Origin of the sequence: Stomatobaculum longum (assembly GCA_000242235.1) — a bacterium.
Taxonomy (GTDB): domain Bacteria; phylum Bacillota; class Clostridia; order Lachnospirales; family Lachnospiraceae; genus Moryella; species Moryella longum.
This window is the reverse complement of the sequence record JH590863.1, coordinates 468,393-485,879: the sequence shown is the minus strand read 5'-3', so window position 1 is coordinate 485,879 and position 17,487 is coordinate 468,393. Positions and strand designations below refer to the sequence as shown.

Below are 17,487 nucleotides of genomic sequence, written 5' to 3'. Positions count from 1 at the left end.
TCCGAGCGCCCGACATGGGCTTCTCTCAGCCTGTTATAGCAGGTCTATCACAATCTTGCAATGCGAACCGCCCCCGCACGCGCGCTAGCATGGTCTCAAGATCCAGCACACCGCGCGCAAAGCCGCGGCGCACCAGTTCCTCCGGTACATAGCAGTCAAACTTTTCAAAAACCGGGACCTCACGCTCGTAGAGCAACTCTTCCGGCGCAAATTCTTTTTCGGCCTCGTCAAGCAAAATCTCAAAAAACTCCTCTTCCCCGACCTCCATCGAAAAGATCATATAATACGGCCGCGCGGACGTGAATCCCTTGAGACCGAGTCTCTCCTTACAGTGCAGCTTTAAAAAGCGCTCCAGCGCGAGAAAGGCATAGCTCCCGAGCCAGGGAAAGAGCGCCCATATTTTTTCGCCGAGCGGTAAGAGCGAAGTTTTTTTGAGCCCGGTGTGCGCTGCCAAAGTCCGCGCCTCCGAAAGCCGCCCCGCCGCATTCCTCTGTAGATAGGGATAAATCCGCTCTTCGAGAAGCGCCTTCCGCATGCGCTCCAGAATGCGCGTTTCGATCGATCCCGGAACATCGCCGAAGTAGGCCGGGACCCTGCCCTTGATTAAGGTGCAGAGCACGGTGTGGGCCTTATGATCCACCTCATCCACGGCCCAGACCCGCCCCGCAATCGCGATTTTTTCGCCAGCGGGCGGCGGCTTCACAATGGTGCCGAGGGTCTCGCTCCCGGTTCGAACCGTGTACTCCACATTCTCCTGAAAAACCGCGTAGAACTTGTGGTTGTTCACCACACGCTCTCCCGCGATGCCGACGATGAGCCCGCCTTCCGCCGTGCGGTTGATGTGGTCTATGCGAAGTAAATGCTGTAAGAGAAGGCCGTATTCCTCCTTCCGGATGCGTTCAAAGGGCGTAAGCGTCAAGACGCGGCGCGCAAGCTCCCGGGGCGTGAGTTCTCCCTCCGAGGCAAGCGTACTCATGGTCTGGTGGTAGAGGAGACTGTAGGGCAAACGCCGTGTGTCCGGCGGTTCCACATAGCGCTCCTCCGCGTAGAGCTGCACCAAGGCAATGCCCTGCAAGAGATACCAGGGAAAGGCCTCGGGGAGCGAAGCCCGCGCTTCGGCGGGCTCTTCCCGCATCACGAACCAGAGCTCCGCGGGGGCACCGCGCCGCCCCGTCCTGCCGAGTCGCTGCAAAAAGCCGGAGACCGTAAACGGCGCATCGAGCTGAAAGGCGCGCTCCAGTCTGCCCACATCAATACCGAGCTCCAAGGTTGCCGTCGCGCAGATGCTCTTTAAGGAGTCCGCGCGCTGCATCTCCTCCTCCGCGCTCTCGCGGTAAGAGGCCGAGAGATTTCCGTGGTGAATGAGAAAGTGGTCTTGTTCCCGCATGGCCTCGCAGTACTGCCTTAACTCCTGACAGACCAGCTCGCACTCCTCGCGGGAGTTTGTAAAAATGAGGCACTTTTTGCCGGCGCTGTGCGAAAAGATATAGCCGATGCCGGGATCCGCGCCGCGCGGCGCCGCTTCCCCGGGCGTGTCGAGCGGCAGTGTATCCGTCAGCGCGGGTGTTCTGTCGTCCGGTGTTCTCTCTCCGCTGCCGGACTGCGGTCCGGTCTTCCAAAAGTGCTCGAGAGAAAGCCGCCAGTGCTCTTTGCCGGGCTCCATGCGCGGAATCGCGGTCGCATGTCCGCTTCCCGCCGCGAGCAGACGCCCCACTTCCTTTGGATTGCCTATGGTCGCGGAGAGCCCGACCCGCCGCGGCCTGCAGCCCGAGAGCCGCATGAGTCGCTCAATCAGGCAAAAGGTCTGCCGCCCGCGGTCCTGCCGAAGCAGCGCGTGAATTTCATCGATCACAACAAAGCGTAAATCCGAAAAGAGAGTCGGAACCGCCGCCTTTCTATGAAGAAGCAGGGCTTCCAGCGACTCTGGCGTAATCTGTAAGATCCCCTCCGGGTGCTTGATAAGCCTCTCCTTTGCGCTCCGCGAGGCATCTCCGTGCCACTTGGTAACCCTTATGTCCGCGCGCTCGCAAAGCCTGTCGAGGCGCTCAAACTGGTCATTGATTAACGCCTTCAAGGGCGCAATGTAGAGCACACCGACCGAAGCAGAGGGCTCCTCCGAGAGCAGGGTTAAAATCGGAAAAAAAGCAGCCTCCGTCTTTCCGGAGGCTGTGGCCGCTGAGAGCAGCAGGTTATCTCCGCTGTTAAAGAGCACATCTCCCGCCGCATTCTGCACGGCGCGGAGCGACTGCCAGCGCTCGCGGTAAATAAAGTCCTGAATGAAGGGCGCATAGCGCCGAAAGATATCCATGCACTGTCCTCAGAAGGAAAAATCAAAGGGCGCATCGTCCCCACCGCCCGTCTCCCTTAACTCGCTCGCAACACTCTCCAATGCCGCGCCGCCCGCTTCCGGCTTGAGTAACTGCTCCATGCTGCTCTCCGGTTCCCGGTGCAGCGCGTCCAGAAGAAAAATAAAGTCACGCGTCATCTCTCGCGGTGTAAGCTGTGCGCTCGCCCCGACCCGCGCATAGCAGGTCCGCACAAAGAGCTCCAATTCGTCGGCGCGGAAACACCTCGCATCCCCGTAGAGCGTCGCGTGCATGGCAGAGAGCTTCTCCGTAAGCACCAGCATCTCCTCCGGCGTGAGCGCCTCGAGGCGAAGCACCGGCGAAAACAAATCCTTGCTGCCCACGCGGGAAAAGCGACTCTCCGCAAGCCGCGAAGAAAGTGCCTCGTAGCTAAAGAGGCCGCGGCGCTTATCCTCGAGCGCCTCCGGCGTGGCTCCCATCCATATGCCGATGTGCTGCGCCTTGCCCTGCATCATGTCGTTGTACATGGTGAGCAACACCTCGTAGTTATACTGCCTTGCAATCGCATTCGGTATCTTGCAGAGATTCGCCGCTTCATCGAGCAGAATCAACGTACCCGCATAACCCGCGCGGCGAAAGAACTGCGAGAAGAGTTTGAGGTAATCGTACCAGTTCTCGTCGCTCACAATGAGGTTGATGCCGAGCGCCTCCCGCGCTTCGCGCTTGTTCTCATACTCCCCGCGAAACCACTTGAGTATCCGTTCTTTTTTCTCATCGTCGCCCTCTGCCCCCGCGAGATAATAGCCCCGCAGGAGTTTGGCAAATTCAAAGCCGTGCACCATGTCTTGCAACGCATCGACCGCGGCCGCAATCTTTTTTTCGACCAGCGAAAAGAAAGCGCTGTCCTCCCGGAAGCCGCCCTGTTCCTCTGCGGCTTCCCGCTCCGCCTGAGAGACCCAGCGGTCTAAAATAAGGCGCAGCGCACCGCCCTCCGGCTTGGTCTTGGTCGCGAGGTTCGCAATCAATTCGCGGTAGGTAGCCAGCCCCTGCCCCTTGCTGCCCTGCAAACGTCGCTCGGGCGATAAATCCGCATCCGCAACCACAAAGCCCTGCTCAAAGACATAGTTTCGCATGGTCTGCAAGAGGAAACTCTTGCCTGCGCCGTACTTTCCGATCAGAAAACGGAACGAAGCGCCGCCCTCCGCAATAAGTTCCGTGTCGCGAAGCAGCGCCGCAATCTCCTCCTTCCTCCCGACCGCAATGTACGGCAAGCCGACGCGCGGCACCACGCCGCTCTGCAGGGAATTTAAAATTGCCTGTGCAATGCGCCGCGGCACAGCGCGTTCCGTCTCACTCATTTCTCTGTCTCCCGCAATAAAGTCTCCAGCTCTTCCCGGTAATCCGGCACGAGGAAAAGCTCCTCTCCCTCGGACGCAAGGCAAATATCCTGAAAACGCTCATACAGTTTCTCGTTGACCCGCTCGGCAAAGAGGCTGGTCAAACAATGCGCCGCGCGCAGTTCCGCACGCACGCTCTCCCCGCGGAGCAAGGCCGCAAGGCAGTGGCGTTCGAGAGCATCCAACATTTCTGTTCTGCCCGCTTGGTCTGTTTGAGCCGTTTCGCCTCTGTTCGCAAGCTCTGCAGGCGTTGCACCGGCCGCCGCTGCGACTTGCGCATATGCACTACCGGTCTGCTTGCTCTCCTCGCCGTTTATAAGCTCTGCTAAGCCGCAATTCTTCTCCGCTTCCCGCCGTAGCAGTTCTTCCCGCTCGGCCCCGGTCTCTGCCTCGGTGAGGAGAGCCGCCGTCGTGATCTCGGCTGCCGCGCGTATGTCCGCGAGCTTTTCCCGCCGCACGGGAACCGCCGCAAGCTTTTGCGCCGCTTCCGCGGCCTCACAACTTGCAAAAGCGCGCGAAAAGGCCTCTTGCAGCGCGATATCCTGCGTGGCAGACATATCTTTAGAAGCCTTGCCGCGCAAAAAACGAACGCGAAGCGCTGTATCCGCTTCTTTTAAGAAGGCAAAGAAGCGCTTGCTGTCAAACTGCTGCCGCAAATAGCTGTATTCCGTAAAGCCGTTTCCCGTCGCCGCGAAGCTTCGAAGCTCGTTCAGTTGATAGGAAAAGCCTTGTCCCGCGCACTCGCAGACCGCCCTAAGCCGCGGCGCATCCGAAAAGGGCTTCCACTCGCGTATGCGCAAGCTTCCGAAACAGGCCGCAAATAAAAGCGGCGCTGAGCTTCTCCAGATTGCGGCATAGTAAAACGCTGCCTTATCCCCGAGTCCTTTGACGCTCCGCGCTTCCGTGAGTTTCTTGCCGCCTAACTCCGCAAGCGCCGCAAAAACGGCTTCATCGCTCTGCTTCTCCGGCTCCCGCAGAACGGTGAGCGCCTCGTCCCAATGCCTGAGCGCGGGGTTTTCATACGCCCGCACGCGCGCCGCATCAACACGGTTTAATACCGCATATTCAAAGCGCCAATTTTTAAAATTCCGCTGCAGAGCCTCGCTCCCGTAGCCCGCGACAAAATAGGCAGACGCAAAGGCATCCATGCAATCAAGCGTCTCGGCGGCATTCGCCGCGCCGACCCCCAGCATGAGCTCGCTGAGATAGAGATACACAAAGGCATCGCAGTGCGGGGAGAACTCTCCTCGCCGAAGCGCCGCGCGCCAGGTGAAATAACCGCGGAGCTCGTTCGGCGTCAAATCGCGATACTCCGGCTGGTAGAGCGGCACCGTGCCCGCAAAGGGGCTATTATCCTCATAGTCCTCCATGGCCCGCGCCGCAGATAGAAAGTCCTCACAGGCGTAGATTGCCTCTATCCGCGCCGGAAGCTCACTGCGCCCCGGTATGGCCGTCTCACGGTAATACCCTTCCACCTTCTCTGCCTCTTCCTCCACTGCAAGATCAAACACATGTAACAGGAATGCTCGCTCCGTTTCCGCGCCGAAGCGCACCCCGAGCCAGCCCGGCATGCGAAAGCCCTGCGTGAAATAGTCCCGCGCGGGCAGCTCGCGAAACGCGCTGTACCTTAAATCACAGCGCTCCCTGATTCTTCCGCCCGCATCCCGCTCCCGCATGAGCAGCGCAATCCACTTTCCGCTTGCCGGGGAGACTAAGACCGAAAGTTCCGGCATCTCCCGCCACTTGTGTAGCTCTTCGATATGATGGCGCTCCCGCGCATAATTTGTGAGTTCCGACAGTCGCACAGCCAACTTCTCCGAATATATGTTCTGGTTTTAGTGTACCCAAAACATATGTTCCTGTCAAGTTTCCTCCTCAAACCAAGCGACCGCTCGCACCGGCGAACCGTCACCATGTTCCAATTTCAGCGGAAAACAGCTAAAGGAAAAGAGCTCTTCGCCGCAGAGCTCCAGATTCTTGAGATTCTCGATGTTCACGATATCCTTCTCGCGGAACAGCTTCTTATGCCGCGACAGTCCGACATCCGCAATCGGGTCGAGGCCGATCACATCAAAACCGATGCCCTTATATGCGCCCCGAATTACAAAGTCGAGCGCCTCTTCATTGAGGCAGGGGTAGTCGCCGAAATAGCGCTCGCTCCCCCAGCGCTTGTCCCAGCCGAGGTAAAAGAGAAGAAAGTCAGCCTTCTCAGCCTTCTCCCCGTAGCGGGTGATGTGGGCAAGCGTAATCTCTTCCCCTTCCTTCAGGCTGCTGCAATCAATCACAAGTGCCTTGCCGATAAACTGCGACGCCGGAAATTCGTCCAGCGTGGTGCGCCCCGGAAAGAGATGTGCCGGCGGATCCATGTGCGTGCCCGTGTGCGTGGTCATCCTTAAAAGACTCTCCCGAAAGCCATCTTTTTCATATACGCTCACCGGTGTGAGAGTCGGCGTCTCCGTGCCGGGATAAACCGGCATATCCTCTTTGATGGTATGGGTTAAATCAATGACTCTCATCTCTTTCCTCTCTTAACGTTAGTGCCGGTTCATTTGTTAACTCCTGCGGCAATCGGACTGCTTCCGCAGCTAAGCATCGCGACAACACGAAATCCCGGAACTCAGCCACACTGAACCTGACAAGAGCGCAGCGTCTCCAGCGCCGCCACATGTTTTTCCGGCGTCACACCGGCGCAGCAGGCGGGATCCACGGAAATCTTCACTTCCGGAAGCCACGCCTTTAAGAGCAGTGCGTTCGAAACCACGCAGATATCCGTGCAGAGGCCGATGAGCTCAAGTTCCACGCTTTCCCGCGCCGCGAGCTCTTTCACAGCCGCCGCGAGTTCCGTCGAGCCAAAAGTACCCTTGTCAAAGATATGATCTTTCGGAATCAGTGCCGCAATCTCCGCATCCAGCTCCCAGCCCGCAGTCCCGCGGATACAATGCTTCACCGGAAGATAATGCCCTTCCTGCGTGTTCAGATAGTCCTCGCCGTGTGTATCCCGCGTCGCAAAGACATCCTCCGGCGCATAGCCCTTGATTTTCTCGATGACCGCAGGGACAATGGCGCGCGCCTCCGCCGTTCCGAGTGTGCCGTCAATAAAGTCGCGTTGCATGTCAATGACCACTAAGATTTTCCGCATGATTCTCTCCTCTCTCTGTCAAACCCATCTATGGAATCGGCTATCCCGATGCCTAAAAATCTCGTTCCTTGCCGTAACGCACAGCGGTTCCGGCAAAACATCTGTCTTCCGAAGTCCTGTTATTCCGTTCTCCACTCTGCGGTCTCCGAAAGAGTGCGCCGCGGCCGGGCGGCCGGTTCTTCCGCCGCATAGCCGAGCGCCAACAGCGCGTAGAGCTCGCTGTCACCGCCCGCCTCCGCTCTTAACTCCGCCTGCGCAAAGAAACTGTCGCAAATCCAGAGACTGCCGATGCCAAGCGCCGTCGCCTGCAGACACATGTTCTCGATGGCCGCGCCGACCGACTGCGCCGTGCAGATTTCCGTGACCCGCTGGTCTAGTGTCATGGTCGCGGATAGCGGCCGCGCAATCGGCGATGTAATCAGGATAAGCGCTGCCGCCTCCCGCATCACCCGCAGGGTCTCAAATGCCCCGTCCAGATAATGGCGCGTGTCCGGCAGCATGGGGAAATGCCGCTCCCGCTCGATACCCACCTCCATGGCCGCGCAGACTCTCTCCTTTGCTTTTCCCTCGGTCACGACAAAGTGCCAGGGCTGCAAGTTCTTCGCGGACGGCGCCGCCATGCCTGCCCTTACAATTTCTTCCAACTGCTCTTTCGAATGCGGCGTCGGCAAAAAATGCCGTATGCTGCGCCGCGCCTTGATTGCCTCAATCATATTCGCGCCTCCTTAAAGGAAATCATAGCATAAAGTGAGCTCTTCGCGCGGCCGGATTGACAGCAGAACAGCGCTTTGCTAGACTGCTAAAAATTCTTACACGAAACGGAGCTGCCATGATAGAACGACACGAAATCCCGCTCTTTGAATACGATGCGACTTCTCCCGAAGTGATTCCTCCCGCCCATGAATTCGGCGACTGCCGCTTTCCGAAAAAGTGCCTCTTTGCCTTCCTCGGTGATATCATCCACCGCTACGCCGAGGCAAAGCATGCGGAAAAACGCTGCGAATTTCGCACCGTCTCCGCCACCTATCCCATCTATGTATTTGAGGAGAACGGTGAAGAAATCTGCCTTGCGCAGGCGCGGTCGGTGCGCCGCCCGCAAGTTCCATGCTGGATGCGCTGATTGCGAGCGGCTGCCGCAGCATCCTGGCGCTCGGCTCCTGCGGCGTACTGGAAAAGCTCCCGGAAAATGCCTTTCTGGTGCCGACCCGCGCGCTTCGCGACGAGGGCAGCTCCTACCACTATCTGCCCGCTTCCCGCTATATCGAACTTGACAGCGAGGTCCTTGCGACCATAGAAAGCGTCCTAAAGACAGAAGGCCTCCCCTTTGTCCCCTGCACCAGCTGGACCACCGATGCCTTTTACCGCGAGACCAAGGATATGGTCGCATCCCGCCGAAGCGAAGGCTGTCTCTGCGTCGAGATGGAGTGTGCGGCGCTTGCCGCCTGTGCCCGCCTTCGCGGCGCTGCCTTCGGACAGCTGCTCTTTACCGCCGACTCTCTCGCCTGCATCCATGACTACGATGCCCGAAACTTCGGGCGGGATGCGCACGAAGACGCCCTCTTACTCGGGTTGCGTATCTTGCGGGAGATGTAAACCGCATCCATGTTTCGCTGACAGAGAAAGGAGTTCCATGTCCGAGACCGCCGCACTGAACGATGACTTTGCCTATGCCGTGCTCTCCGCCGTCGCGGAAATTCCGGAAGGCCGCGTCGCGACCTACGGACAGCTTGCCCGCCTAATCGGGTATCCAAAAAACGCGCGCCTCGTGGCGCGCGTTCTCTCGCATGCGGAATATTACGGCGACTATCCCTGCCACCGCGTGGTGAATGCAACAGGCCGCCTGGCCCCCGGCTGGGCAGCGCAGGCCACGCTCTTACAGGCAGAAGGCGTTGCGCTAATCGACGCAACACATGTGTCCCTTAAGCTCTATCGGTGGAAGGCCTGAGCGCAAGCTCCCCCGTCTTTCTTTAATTCCAACCGCTGTTCTTTTTGCCGAAGTTCTGGACCCAATTCGCCCTTCCGTTCAGATTCGAATACCCCACACCGATGGAGTCATAATTCGGATTCAAAATATTGGCTCTGTGTCCGCTGGAATGCATCCAGGAATCCATTACCTCTTCCGGATTTCTCTGGCCTGCGGCAATGTTCTCACCCTTATAGCCGAATCCTCTCGGATACGCCGTAAAGCAGTCCGAGCCGTCGGGTCTGTCATGCGAGAACAAAACTTCGAGTTCCGCCGCACGCACATCCGCCGTACTCGTGAGCCCGGCGTCCTTTTTAACCGGCGAAATTCCCTGCTTTGCTCTCTCCTGATTCACAAGCTCGATTACCTGATCCTCAAACTGTGCCTCGGAAAGCTGCGTGCTGTTCTGTCCGCTGCTCTGACTGTTGTCCTGTCCGCCGGACTGCGCGGTTCCGACACCGGGCCGGTACACACCGTTTCCGTCCACATAATAACCGTCCGGCGTATAGCCGTTTGCGAGCATGCGGCCGCCGTTCGCGGGATTCATGTAATGCCAGTTCCCGTTCACATTGACCCAACCCATGCACATGTTTCCGTTGTTGGTGTCCAGATAATACCAACCGCTTCTGTCATTCAGCCAACCGGTCTGCATGTAACCGGAAGCGTCCATGAAGTACCAGGAATTGTTGACCGACACCCAGGAAGAGCGCGCGTACGAACCGTTCGAAAACTGATACCACCAGCCGCGGTTGTCACGATTCCAACCGTTGTTGCCGGCAAAAACCGGCGTAGCCATCAGCATGGTGCCAAGTGCCACCGCAGCCGCAAGGAAAACCTTCTTCTTCATCTCTGCCCCCCTGTTTTGAAATGATTGCTTAACTTTAAGCAATCTTAACAATTATCATTCTACTCACGCGCCGAACAAATGTAAAGGCAGGCTCCTCCCTTGGAATCAGGGAAGTCTCAAAGATGCATCACGATGAAGGTTCCCAGCCAAAAGCCCCTCATTGACATAGCGCTGTTACACCGGTAGAATAGTTGATAACTAAATTGAACGGTGGGCTGACACCTAAATCCGACGCCTGACGAGAACGGCGTAAACTCGTCTAGTGGGCTTGCACATTAAGAGCCGTAAGGCAGCAAGAAACCTTGCCGGACGAATGTGCCGGCAGCTGGCGGACAGCGAAAAAATCAGCCGACAAGGGGGAACATAGACACTACGGTGTCTATGTTCCCCTTTGAAATTTTCATCCCTGTAGCTCGCAGTGAAGTATCGTAGGCATCCATATGAACATGTTGTATAATAAGAATCGCAAACGCCGAAAGGAGACAGAAATGTTAAAGAAGAGAATTTTTGTTTTGATAACGGCAGTGGCGATGCTTGGATTTGTCCTCGTTGGTTGCGGAAGCGAGAAAAAAGGCGTTGAAACCACAGCAAGCACTTCTGTTGAAGCGTCCGCAGAAACAGGTGCAAGCGTTAAGCGCGAAGTAAAGATGTATACCTATAACGACGGAACATACGGTCCCTACAACATTCCGTCCTATGACGAAAACAACCAATATGCGCAGAAACTCAAAGAAGCCTACGCCTCCGATGCATACCCCGGTGTTTACATTGCAAGAGTAGATAAGGGTTGGATCTGGTATTGGGAGCCTGAGACGGACGACGGAAATTATTACTATATCGGCAGCGTAGATAATCCCAATTATCTTCAGGGCGATGATCTGAATCGCTTCCTTATGGATATTAAAATCAACCTGAATAAGTTTATTGAGAAGTGTGAGGCGGGAGAACTGCATCCTATCGATCTCGATGGCGACGGAAGCATTTCTTATCCCGAAGCGTATATTCAGTCTTTCTTTGCGATTCAATCAAATCAGGATAAGCCCTATAACGGTTTGATCACCTTTTTTGATTTCGATGATATTCTATGGGAATAAGTCTAAAAAATAAAATGCTTTGATTGATTGTTCTAAAAGAACGTGTGCCGCCCCCCGTGAGGCGGGAAAGGAGGTTTGAATGAGAATCAAGTTCACCGAAGAAGAGAAGCGATTGTTTGATAAGGTCATGCCCTACGCCGCTAAAGGAGGGGGGATTCGCCCGGATGCGCCTCCGGAGATTCAAGCTATCTATGCCAGACTGGTAGAGATAACCAACCAATATCTGAGCCCGTATTCGACACCTATGACACCTATTCATAAGGATTCTTGCGATTTATCGGACGATAACCAAGACAACTGAATCACAGCAACAAAAGCACAGTCATAACGGCTGTGCTTATTTTGTGCTCAGGGGGGCGGGGTAACGGAGATCCCGGAAGATTGAACGGAGCACGCACTCTAAGTACAGGATTAGCGGAGAACTACATTTTTATATTGCCGGGTAAAGCGATGCTATTAACATCCATCCCCTTCGCGATGTAGTACAGTTCTTGATACTGGCCAATGTCAACAGGTTTTCTGAATATAGCCAGAACTTTTTTAGGCTGATAGAGAGAGAAATTGCGGATATCCTCTTCGAGCGCAGTATTTGGTATATAAAATCCATTTCGGAAAATGAAACCCAGAAACCCTGCTGTATTCCCAACCAGCTTCTCGGTATATTGCATAGATTGAACAGGATTATAGGTGCCGACCATTTTGGCTATAAAATGTACTTTGGTTAGCCATGGGAGAACGGAGAGTTTTCTCTCGGTTGTTCCATTCGCCGCCATAGTAAAGTCACTCGAGTTTAGAATTCCGTTCATAGCCTTCTGATAGAAAACATTGCTGCTCGGAATCTTATCAGAGACAGGCCCGACTCCCGTTAGATGAAGAAAATTACTTGGCAGGAAAATGGTTTCAAAGAAGTCCGGCTTGCTTGGAGAGCCGAATACTATTAAGAGATTTCGGTTCTCCAAATTATTATGGTATTCCTTCGCACAGCTTACAATGACTCTTGTTGCAAGCTTCTTAGAAATTTTCATTGAGTTTTCTCCTAAAATTTCAAGAGGGAACACTAGCACCGCGGTGCTAGTGTTCCCTCTTGGCGGCTGATTTTTATGCTGTTCGCCAGCTCGCCGACCCATTCGTTCGGCACGATTTCTTGCTACCTTACGGCTCCTCATGTGCAAGCCCACCAGATATGTTTACGCTAATCATATCAAGCGTCGAATTAAGGTGTCAGCCCACCGCAGACCAAATGTCTGCATGTTCAGTATACCAGAACAAACGAGAGAAATCAATTAGTATCCAATGATATCTGTGAAATCAATCTTCCGGAAGTCGGCATCTGTAAGCGCAGAAAGCTTATGGAGAAGGCTTGTTAGTTGCTCGACCAATTCAGAGTCTTCTATTGCGGGAAGATTGCGCTCTGTATTCTGCATCACCTTTTCGAGAGACGGACTTTCCAAATCTGAATAGAGCTCTATTAGAGTTCGTTCTTCTATTGAAAAAGCCATGTTCATTTTCTCCTTTTCATTGGTTTGTTCTGCTGTCTGCTTATCACATTGATGGGACTCCTTAGAGTACACATCCGCTTTCTATAAAACGAAAGCGGATGTTGGGGAAACTCCTAAGATGGCCTATTTGACTTTGTACGCGCCGGATTCCCTTCGTGTGTGCGGCAATAACACCCGGTGGCTCTTAGTCTCTATGTACAACGGGGGATCACCCCCGCGCATGCGGGGAAAACTGTGCTGACGTTACTGTTATTCAGTTGGTGTTGCTGTGGCCCAGATAAATTACCAGAGTTATCCATTATGAGCTTCGCCGTGCGAAGATAGTAGCTCATTCAAATTGATATCAAGTCCGAACTTTCTCACGTCCGCGTCGCGGGCCAGAAGCTCATTTTTTATTGTATCCAGCGCTTCATAATACGCGAGAGCCCGTCCCGCCTTGTATTCCCTATAGGGCAGTTGTCTCGCCTCTTCTGCCGCGTCTTTGGCGTTTCGCAGAACTCTCGAAACTATATACTCCCATTCATCGTTTGTCAGTTCTCTCATATTCTCCGCGCTCCTTTAACTCTATGACTCTAGGATCCCCCCGCGTGTGCGGGGAAAACTTTGGGAAGTTATCCACAAACGGCACTATCGACGGATCACCCCCGCGTATGCGAGGAAAAGGGTGACGAAACCTACCAAGCGCTTACAGAGTACGGATCACCCCCGCGCATGCGGGGAAAACGCGGCGACCTGCGTCCCTTTTGACGGAGCCCGCGGATCACCCCCGCGTGTGCGGGGAAAACCAGAAGCGCTTCCTCTGATGGCTTTAGGTTTTGGGATCACCCCCGCGTGTGCGAGGAAAACTTACTTTGTTCTTTTCACTAACTCTGCTAGAACACCAAATGGTACCATTACAATGGCAAGTAAGACGACCATAAACACAAAATCGCCCCCTTCTCAAATGTAATCCAATTTGAGGATCCCCCCGCACGTATAGGAAAATTCCACAACTTTTCTATGTACTAAGTCTATCACATTATCTGTCCAAAATTTCAGACTCAATCAGCACTTCTGTTTGGTCCATATCCAAACAAAGCAAAAAAGTCTTTCGGGTAAACCGGCGCGCAATCAACGCATGGAGATGACGGGAGTCGAACCCGTGTCCAAATACCGGAAAACCGCGCATATAAGTAGTTTTATGCTTCGCGTGTGATCGTTTAACATCACCACACTTCCCGTGACATATCCTACTGTATTCATGCTCTCCGTGGCACAATACAAGTAAGAGCCCTTCGGGGGCTCTTTTTTATGCCTCTATTCCGAGCCGCTCCTTCAACGCCTCCTGAAGCACCTCAGAAAAATCAAAGCCTTGCGCAAGTGCAGCAGCATTGAGCCAAGCGGGAATGGTTACCGTGCGCGTCACGGCCTTATTGACGCCTGCCAGGCGGACAGCCGGCATATAGACATCAATCAGTGCCGAGAGCTGGTTTGGCGCAAGAGAAAGAGCCGAGAGCTTGGATGGTGTCGGAATGTCCTCTCTGTCCTCCTCAAGACCAAGCAGAGTGATTCCGAGCAGCTCGCGGGCAGAGAGCAACGCGTCGGCGTCATCCTTGCCACAGGTGGCCACATCCAGATTCGGAAACTCTACAGCGATTTGCTAATCGTCCTCATAGGTGAAAACTGCGGGAAAAAAGTATCTGTCAGGATTTTTGCGCATTTTCCTTTGCCTCCTTCCTTTTCCGGCATTCCTCCCTTTTTCTGTACCATATGGTATTCCCGAGAATCCAGTTAACAAAAGAACCGGCAGGGGCGGTCAGATGTTCGGACGGAACGGGCGGCGTAGTATTCTCCTGCTCAAAACCAAAGAGGGTGAACGCTAATACATCCTCCGCCATATAAATCGCATCCGTCAGTGTATCGCCACAAGTATAACAGCTCTGTAAGTCGGGAAAATGAACGGAATATCCGCCCTCTGCTTCCGGTGTAAAAATCGTGGGATATGCGTATCTAGACATATGATTCTCCTTTAGTGCTCTTGAGTCTCTTCGGTCTGCGGGGATACTGCCGGTAGTTTTTTCCAGTTGGAACGTAGTCCGTCTATATGCTCGTGTAAATTTGGCTTTATACTTGCCCACAAAGGGTCGAGGATGAAATCAATCCCCTCTCTGCGTGTAAGCTTAGCGGCGGGAACAAAGTCGCTGTCACCTGAGATTAGAATGATCTGGTCGACTTGCTTTTTGTACGCTAGTGAAGCAATGTCAATTCCAATCTTCATGTCAACGCCCTTTTGAGAGAAGGAGATAGTGAAGTCATCTTCTCGGATATTCGCAAGTTCTTTCTTTCCTAAAAATAGCTGTTTCACAACGTCTGGAGAAATAGAAAAGTGCGCAAATTCATCCGACAGTTCTCCCATGCGAAGCGCAATTTTTCGGCGCTTTTTCAGCTCTTCAAGAAAAACATTCATCCATTTGAATGTATCAGATTGCCGGAAGTCAATTCCGCGCTTCTGCATAGGGTGGTAAACAGTCTTTGCCAGTGGCGGACAGTCATAATAGAAAATCCGATACAGGCTTCTCGACATGTCAAATTTACGTTCGTACTCAAGATGTTGCAGGCAGTACCGGTAGAGCTCTGATGCCCTTGCGCTGGGCGTCTTCCGCCCTCAGAGATAACTGGAGCGTTTTCTGTAAAACCCTCCATCGACCAAGATAGCTGTTTTCATGCGCCCTCCTAAATACAAAAAGGCTCTAGGTATCAGCACTTCCCATATAGTTGGGAGGCTTAGCACCAAGAGCCAATTAATTGTAACAAAAATCTGTTACTGCTTTTAGTATACTTCACGTTGATGCGTATGTAAATCAATTTTAGCGGCTACAGTTACATTTTTAGCATTTATCTTACAGCGCTCTGAAACGCAATCACCCGCCTGAGCATATGCCCATAATCAATAATCCCTCGCGTGTGCGGGGAAAACTGTACTCAATGTGGAAGCGCTTGTCCTTGTAGGGGATCACCCCCCGCGTGTGCGGGGAAAACTATTATTACTTTCCTCGTCGATATTCAACAACCGGATCACCCCCGCGTGTGCGGGGAAAACATGCGCTCGCCGTCCCAGTACGCGGTGCTGATAGGATCACCCCCGCGTGTGCGGGGAAAACATTATTGCGCTCAATCAGCTTTCCGGCTATCACCTATCACCCCCGCGTGTGCGGGGAAAACATCTTAGACCGGGCGCACCGTGGCATCCGGAAAGGATCACCCCCGCGTGTGCGGGGAAAACTACTCGGAGAGGGGGTATAAATGGCTGATTGCAGGATCACCCCCGCGTGTGCGGGGAAAACAGAGGTTCACGCCGTTACCATGCCCCATGATGGGGATCACCCCCGCGTGTGCGGGGAAAACTATGTCAAAATCCATCACCTCCTCGATGTCGTCGGATCACCCCCGCGTGTGCGGGGAAAACCAGCCGTGCCTTTTCCGACTCTGCCCGCTGAAAGGATCACCCCCGCGTGTGCGGGGAAAACTGACTGTAATCTTCATTGCTGCATTCCTCCTTAGGATCACCCCCGCGTGTGCGGGGAAAACCAGCCGTGCCTTTTCCGACTCTGCCCGCTGAAAGGATCACCCCCGCGTGTGCGGGGAAAACCTGTTTCTGTTACTGTTCCTGTTTCTGTTACTAGGATCACCCCCGCGTGTGCGGGGAAAACCTGAAACCCGCCCAGAGGTTCGCCCCGTTGCCAGGATCACCCCCGCGTGTGCGGGGAAAACAATGCAGGAACTGAAAATTTTTGAGAGCTCTGAGGATCACCCCCGCGTGTGCGGGGAAAACTTTCCATCTCGAGGCCACATATCACCCTCACCAGGATCACCCCCGCGTGTGCGGGGAAAACCCGGAGATACTCCTCGCAGGCGTCTCTCACCGAGGATCACCCCCGCGTGTGCGGGGAAAACCAATGGTTTTTATCTCTCGTGTTGCATTTCGTGGGATCACCCCCGCGTGTGCGGGGAAAACAGATTTCGTAAAGGGGGCAAGACTTACACTGAAGGATCACCCCCGCGTGTGCGGGGAAAACTTTTTTTTTTGAAAAAATGGTTGACTATGTTAGGATCACCCCCGCGTGTGCGGGGAAAACATGCTGTAAAAAAGAGTTTTCCGGATTCAATTAGGATCACCCCCGCGTGTGCGGGGAAAACTCTCCTCAAGGCTCCAGCCGATCTGCTTGTTAAGGATCACCCCCGCGTGTGCGGGGAAAACCGTTTTAGCTGGATGTCAGCCGCAGCACATGTGGGATCACCCCCGCGTGTGCGGGGAAAACATCATGCTGCGGTCGAGGCGCACGCCGTGGTCGGGATCACCCCCGCGTGTGCGGGGAAAACTTGTAAGGGCTGGCGTGAGCCGCGTAGAGCTGAGGATCACCCCCGCGTGTGCGGGGAAAACTGCAGCTATATACAGGGTTATAGCGACTCGCGGGGATCACCCCCGCGTGTGCGGGGAAAACCTCGGTGTGCAGTTCAGTCAGTCCGGAGTGTGGGGATCACCCCCGCGTGTGCGGGGAAAACATACACACGCGACACCACCGAAACCGCGCAGGAGGATCACCCCCGCGTGTGCGGGGAAAACCTGTGTTTGTGTGATGGCCTTATCATACCGCGAGGATCACCCCCGCGTGTGCGGGGAAAACTGGACACAAAGCAATATCGGAGTATTGCACAAAGGATCACCCCCGCGTGTGCGGGGAAAACCTTTCGTGTGTGCGCCGTGCTTGCGGCGCTGTGGGATCACCCCCGCGTGTGCGGGGAAAACTCGTTTATCTTCTCAATCTTAATCAGAAGCTCAGGATCACCCCCGCGTGTGCGGGGAAAACATGATGACTAACAGAAAACGAGTGCTGAATAAAGGATCACCCCCGCGTGTGCGGGGAAAACTTTTGAAGGCAACCAACTTTAAACATATGGTGAGGATCACCCCCGCGTGTGCGGGGAAAACCGTGGAAGCAACCACCTGCGTCAATGAATCCGGGGATCACCCCCGCGTGTGCGGGGAAAACGTTACCTAATGGCGACAAAATGAAAAAATGAAAGGATCACCCCCGCGTGTGCGGGGAAAACTTACACAGTTACCAGGAAACATTCTCCGATTTAGGATCACCCCCGCGTGTGCGGGGAAAACATAATCAAGCCTATCTTTTCGGTCGCAGCAGAAGGATCACCCCCGCGTGTGCGGGGAAAACTTTAAGAAAGGGGGTTGTGCATGGTCGAA

General features: G+C 54.4%; 18 protein-coding genes and 1 CRISPR repeat array. Of the genes, 5 read left to right on the top strand and 13 right to left on the bottom strand.

Annotated elements, in window-relative coordinates:
• Window positions 1–25 precede the first annotated feature (25 nt).
• The 6 genes from HMPREF9623_RS08045 to HMPREF9623_RS08020 form a co-directional block, all read right to left on the bottom strand.
• Entirely contained in the window at window positions 26–2,308 is a 2,283-nt protein-coding gene (locus HMPREF9623_RS08045; RefSeq protein ID WP_009533405.1) for a DEAD/DEAH box helicase, read from the bottom strand.
• Between the two features lie 9 nt (window positions 2,309–2,317).
• Window positions 2,318–3,664: an ATP-binding protein gene (locus tag HMPREF9623_RS08040; RefSeq protein ID WP_009533404.1), complete on the bottom strand. Its 1,347-nt coding sequence runs from the start codon at window positions 3,662–3,664 to the stop codon at window positions 2,318–2,320.
• Window positions 3,661–5,508, bottom strand: a complete 1,848-nt coding sequence (locus tag HMPREF9623_RS08035) for a TerB N-terminal domain-containing protein (RefSeq protein WP_009533403.1) — start codon at window positions 5,506–5,508, stop codon at window positions 3,661–3,663. The genes HMPREF9623_RS08040 and HMPREF9623_RS08035 overlap by 4 nt, the downstream gene beginning before the upstream one ends.
• A gap of 57 nt (window positions 5,509–5,565) precedes the next feature.
• Window positions 5,566–6,219 carry a cyclase family protein gene (locus HMPREF9623_RS08030; protein ID WP_009533402.1) on the bottom strand — a complete coding sequence of 218 codons (654 nt, stop codon included), beginning with the start codon at window positions 6,217–6,219 and terminating at the stop codon, window positions 5,566–5,568.
• A gap of 101 nt (window positions 6,220–6,320) precedes the next feature.
• Window positions 6,321–6,842, bottom strand: a complete 522-nt coding sequence (locus HMPREF9623_RS08025) for a cysteine hydrolase family protein (protein ID WP_009533401.1) — start codon at window positions 6,840–6,842, stop codon at window positions 6,321–6,323.
• A gap of 119 nt (window positions 6,843–6,961) precedes the next feature.
• The gene (locus HMPREF9623_RS08020; protein ID WP_009533400.1) at window positions 6,962–7,555 is read right to left on the bottom strand and encodes a nitroreductase family protein; all 594 of its coding nucleotides are present in this window, start codon (window positions 7,553–7,555) and stop codon (window positions 6,962–6,964) included.
• A 116-nt stretch (window positions 7,556–7,671) separates the two neighbouring features.
• Here HMPREF9623_RS08020 and HMPREF9623_RS11890 point away from each other — a divergent pair, with 116 nt between their 5' ends.
• Genes HMPREF9623_RS11890 through HMPREF9623_RS08010 form a run of 3 tightly spaced genes read left to right on the top strand, consistent with a single transcriptional unit; the run spans window position 7,672 to window position 8,787 of the window.
• Complete coding sequence (locus tag HMPREF9623_RS11890) at window positions 7,672–7,962, top strand: hypothetical protein (protein ID WP_009533399.1); 291 nt, start codon at window positions 7,672–7,674, stop codon at window positions 7,960–7,962.
• Window positions 7,947–8,435, top strand: coding sequence for a nucleoside phosphorylase (locus HMPREF9623_RS11885; protein WP_009533398.1), 489 nt, complete (start codon window positions 7,947–7,949; stop codon window positions 8,433–8,435). The genes HMPREF9623_RS11890 and HMPREF9623_RS11885 overlap by 16 nt, the downstream gene beginning before the upstream one ends.
• Window positions 8,436–8,472: 37 nt before the next feature.
• Window positions 8,473–8,787 carry an MGMT family protein gene (locus HMPREF9623_RS08010; protein ID WP_009533397.1) on the top strand — a complete coding sequence of 105 codons (315 nt, stop codon included), beginning with the start codon at window positions 8,473–8,475 and terminating at the stop codon, window positions 8,785–8,787.
• Between the two features lie 22 nt (window positions 8,788–8,809).
• Here the strand turns inward: HMPREF9623_RS08010 and HMPREF9623_RS08005 are convergent, their stop codons facing one another.
• Window positions 8,810–9,652, bottom strand: a complete 843-nt coding sequence (locus HMPREF9623_RS08005; RefSeq protein WP_009533396.1) for a CAP domain-containing protein — start codon at window positions 9,650–9,652, stop codon at window positions 8,810–8,812.
• A gap of 488 nt (window positions 9,653–10,140) precedes the next feature.
• On the opposite strand from HMPREF9623_RS08005, the gene HMPREF9623_RS08000 reads away from it, so the two are divergent.
• Window positions 10,141–10,746: a hypothetical protein gene (locus tag HMPREF9623_RS08000; protein WP_009533395.1), complete on the top strand. Its 606-nt coding sequence runs from the start codon at window positions 10,141–10,143 to the stop codon at window positions 10,744–10,746.
• Window positions 10,747–10,825: 79 nt separating this feature from the next.
• Complete coding sequence (locus HMPREF9623_RS07995) at window positions 10,826–11,047, top strand: hypothetical protein (protein ID WP_009533394.1); 222 nt, start codon at window positions 10,826–10,828, stop codon at window positions 11,045–11,047.
• 121 nt (window positions 11,048–11,168) lie between these two features.
• On the opposite strand, the gene HMPREF9623_RS07990 is transcribed toward HMPREF9623_RS07995, so the two are convergent.
• The 6 genes from HMPREF9623_RS07990 to HMPREF9623_RS07965 all read right to left on the bottom strand — a co-directional run bounded on the left by HMPREF9623_RS07990 (window position 11,169) and on the right by HMPREF9623_RS07965 (window position 14,739).
• The gene (locus HMPREF9623_RS07990; protein ID WP_009533393.1) at window positions 11,169–11,771 is read right to left on the bottom strand and encodes a PBECR4 domain-containing protein; all 603 of its coding nucleotides are present in this window, start codon (window positions 11,769–11,771) and stop codon (window positions 11,169–11,171) included.
• 258 nt (window positions 11,772–12,029) lie between these two features.
• Window positions 12,030–12,245 (bottom strand): transposon-transfer assisting family protein, encoded by a 216-nt coding sequence (locus tag HMPREF9623_RS07985; RefSeq protein ID WP_009533392.1) that lies wholly within the window; start codon window positions 12,243–12,245, stop codon window positions 12,030–12,032.
• Between the two features lie 291 nt (window positions 12,246–12,536).
• Window positions 12,537–12,788, bottom strand: a complete 252-nt coding sequence (locus HMPREF9623_RS07980) for a hypothetical protein (protein WP_009533391.1) — start codon at window positions 12,786–12,788, stop codon at window positions 12,537–12,539.
• Window positions 12,789–13,533: 745 nt separating this feature from the next.
• Window positions 13,534–13,854, bottom strand: coding sequence for a type II toxin-antitoxin system HicB family antitoxin (locus HMPREF9623_RS07975; protein ID WP_009533390.1), 321 nt, complete (start codon window positions 13,852–13,854; stop codon window positions 13,534–13,536).
• 73 nt (window positions 13,855–13,927) lie between these two features.
• A complete protein-coding gene (locus tag HMPREF9623_RS07970) occupies window positions 13,928–14,242 on the bottom strand; it encodes a type II toxin-antitoxin system HicB family antitoxin (protein ID WP_009533389.1) in 315 nt (104 codons plus the stop codon).
• Between the two features lie 11 nt (window positions 14,243–14,253).
• A complete protein-coding gene (locus HMPREF9623_RS07965) occupies window positions 14,254–14,739 on the bottom strand; it encodes an NYN domain-containing protein (RefSeq protein ID WP_242822167.1) in 486 nt (161 codons plus the stop codon).
• Between the two features lie 496 nt (window positions 14,740–15,235).
• Window positions 15,236–17,458: a CRISPR direct-repeat array (repeat unit 28 nt; unit sequence GGATCACCCCCGCGTGTGCGGGGAAAAC).
• Window positions 17,459–17,487: the final 29 nt, after the last annotated feature.

What these genes read in the sequence shown, in the direction of transcription:
- HMPREF9623_RS08040 (WP_009533404.1), bottom strand. Translation starts at nt 3,664, where the DNA reads ATGAGTGAGACGGAACGCGCTGTGCCGCGGCGCATTGCACAGGCAATT.
- HMPREF9623_RS08005 (WP_009533396.1), bottom strand. Translation starts at nt 9,652, where the DNA reads ATGAAGAAGAAGGTTTTCCTTGCGGCTGCGGTGGCACTTGGCACCATG.
- HMPREF9623_RS07995 (WP_009533394.1), top strand. Translation starts at nt 10,826, where the DNA reads ATGAGAATCAAGTTCACCGAAGAAGAGAAGCGATTGTTTGATAAGGTC.
- HMPREF9623_RS08045 (WP_009533405.1), bottom strand. Translation starts at nt 2,308, where the DNA reads ATGGATATCTTTCGGCGCTATGCGCCCTTCATTCAGGACTTTATTTAC.
- HMPREF9623_RS07965 (WP_242822167.1), bottom strand. Translation starts at nt 14,739, where the DNA reads ATGCAGAAGCGCGGAATTGACTTCCGGCAATCTGATACATTCAAATGG.
- HMPREF9623_RS08020 (WP_009533400.1), bottom strand. Translation starts at nt 7,555, where the DNA reads ATGATTGAGGCAATCAAGGCGCGGCGCAGCATACGGCATTTTTTGCCG.
- HMPREF9623_RS08010 (WP_009533397.1), top strand. Translation starts at nt 8,473, where the DNA reads ATGTCCGAGACCGCCGCACTGAACGATGACTTTGCCTATGCCGTGCTC.
- HMPREF9623_RS07990 (WP_009533393.1), bottom strand. Translation starts at nt 11,771, where the DNA reads ATGAAAATTTCTAAGAAGCTTGCAACAAGAGTCATTGTAAGCTGTGCG.
- HMPREF9623_RS08030 (WP_009533402.1), bottom strand. Translation starts at nt 6,219, where the DNA reads ATGAGAGTCATTGATTTAACCCATACCATCAAAGAGGATATGCCGGTT.
- HMPREF9623_RS07985 (WP_009533392.1), bottom strand. Translation starts at nt 12,245, where the DNA reads ATGGCTTTTTCAATAGAAGAACGAACTCTAATAGAGCTCTATTCAGAT.
- HMPREF9623_RS11890 (WP_009533399.1), top strand. Translation starts at nt 7,672, where the DNA reads ATGATAGAACGACACGAAATCCCGCTCTTTGAATACGATGCGACTTCT.
- HMPREF9623_RS11885 (WP_009533398.1), top strand. Translation starts at nt 7,947, where the DNA reads ATGCTGGATGCGCTGATTGCGAGCGGCTGCCGCAGCATCCTGGCGCTC.
- HMPREF9623_RS08000 (WP_009533395.1), top strand. Translation starts at nt 10,141, where the DNA reads ATGTTAAAGAAGAGAATTTTTGTTTTGATAACGGCAGTGGCGATGCTT.
- HMPREF9623_RS07980 (WP_009533391.1), bottom strand. Translation starts at nt 12,788, where the DNA reads ATGAGAGAACTGACAAACGATGAATGGGAGTATATAGTTTCGAGAGTT.
- HMPREF9623_RS08025 (WP_009533401.1), bottom strand. Translation starts at nt 6,842, where the DNA reads ATGCGGAAAATCTTAGTGGTCATTGACATGCAACGCGACTTTATTGAC.
- HMPREF9623_RS07970 (WP_009533389.1), bottom strand. Translation starts at nt 14,242, where the DNA reads ATGTCTAGATACGCATATCCCACGATTTTTACACCGGAAGCAGAGGGC.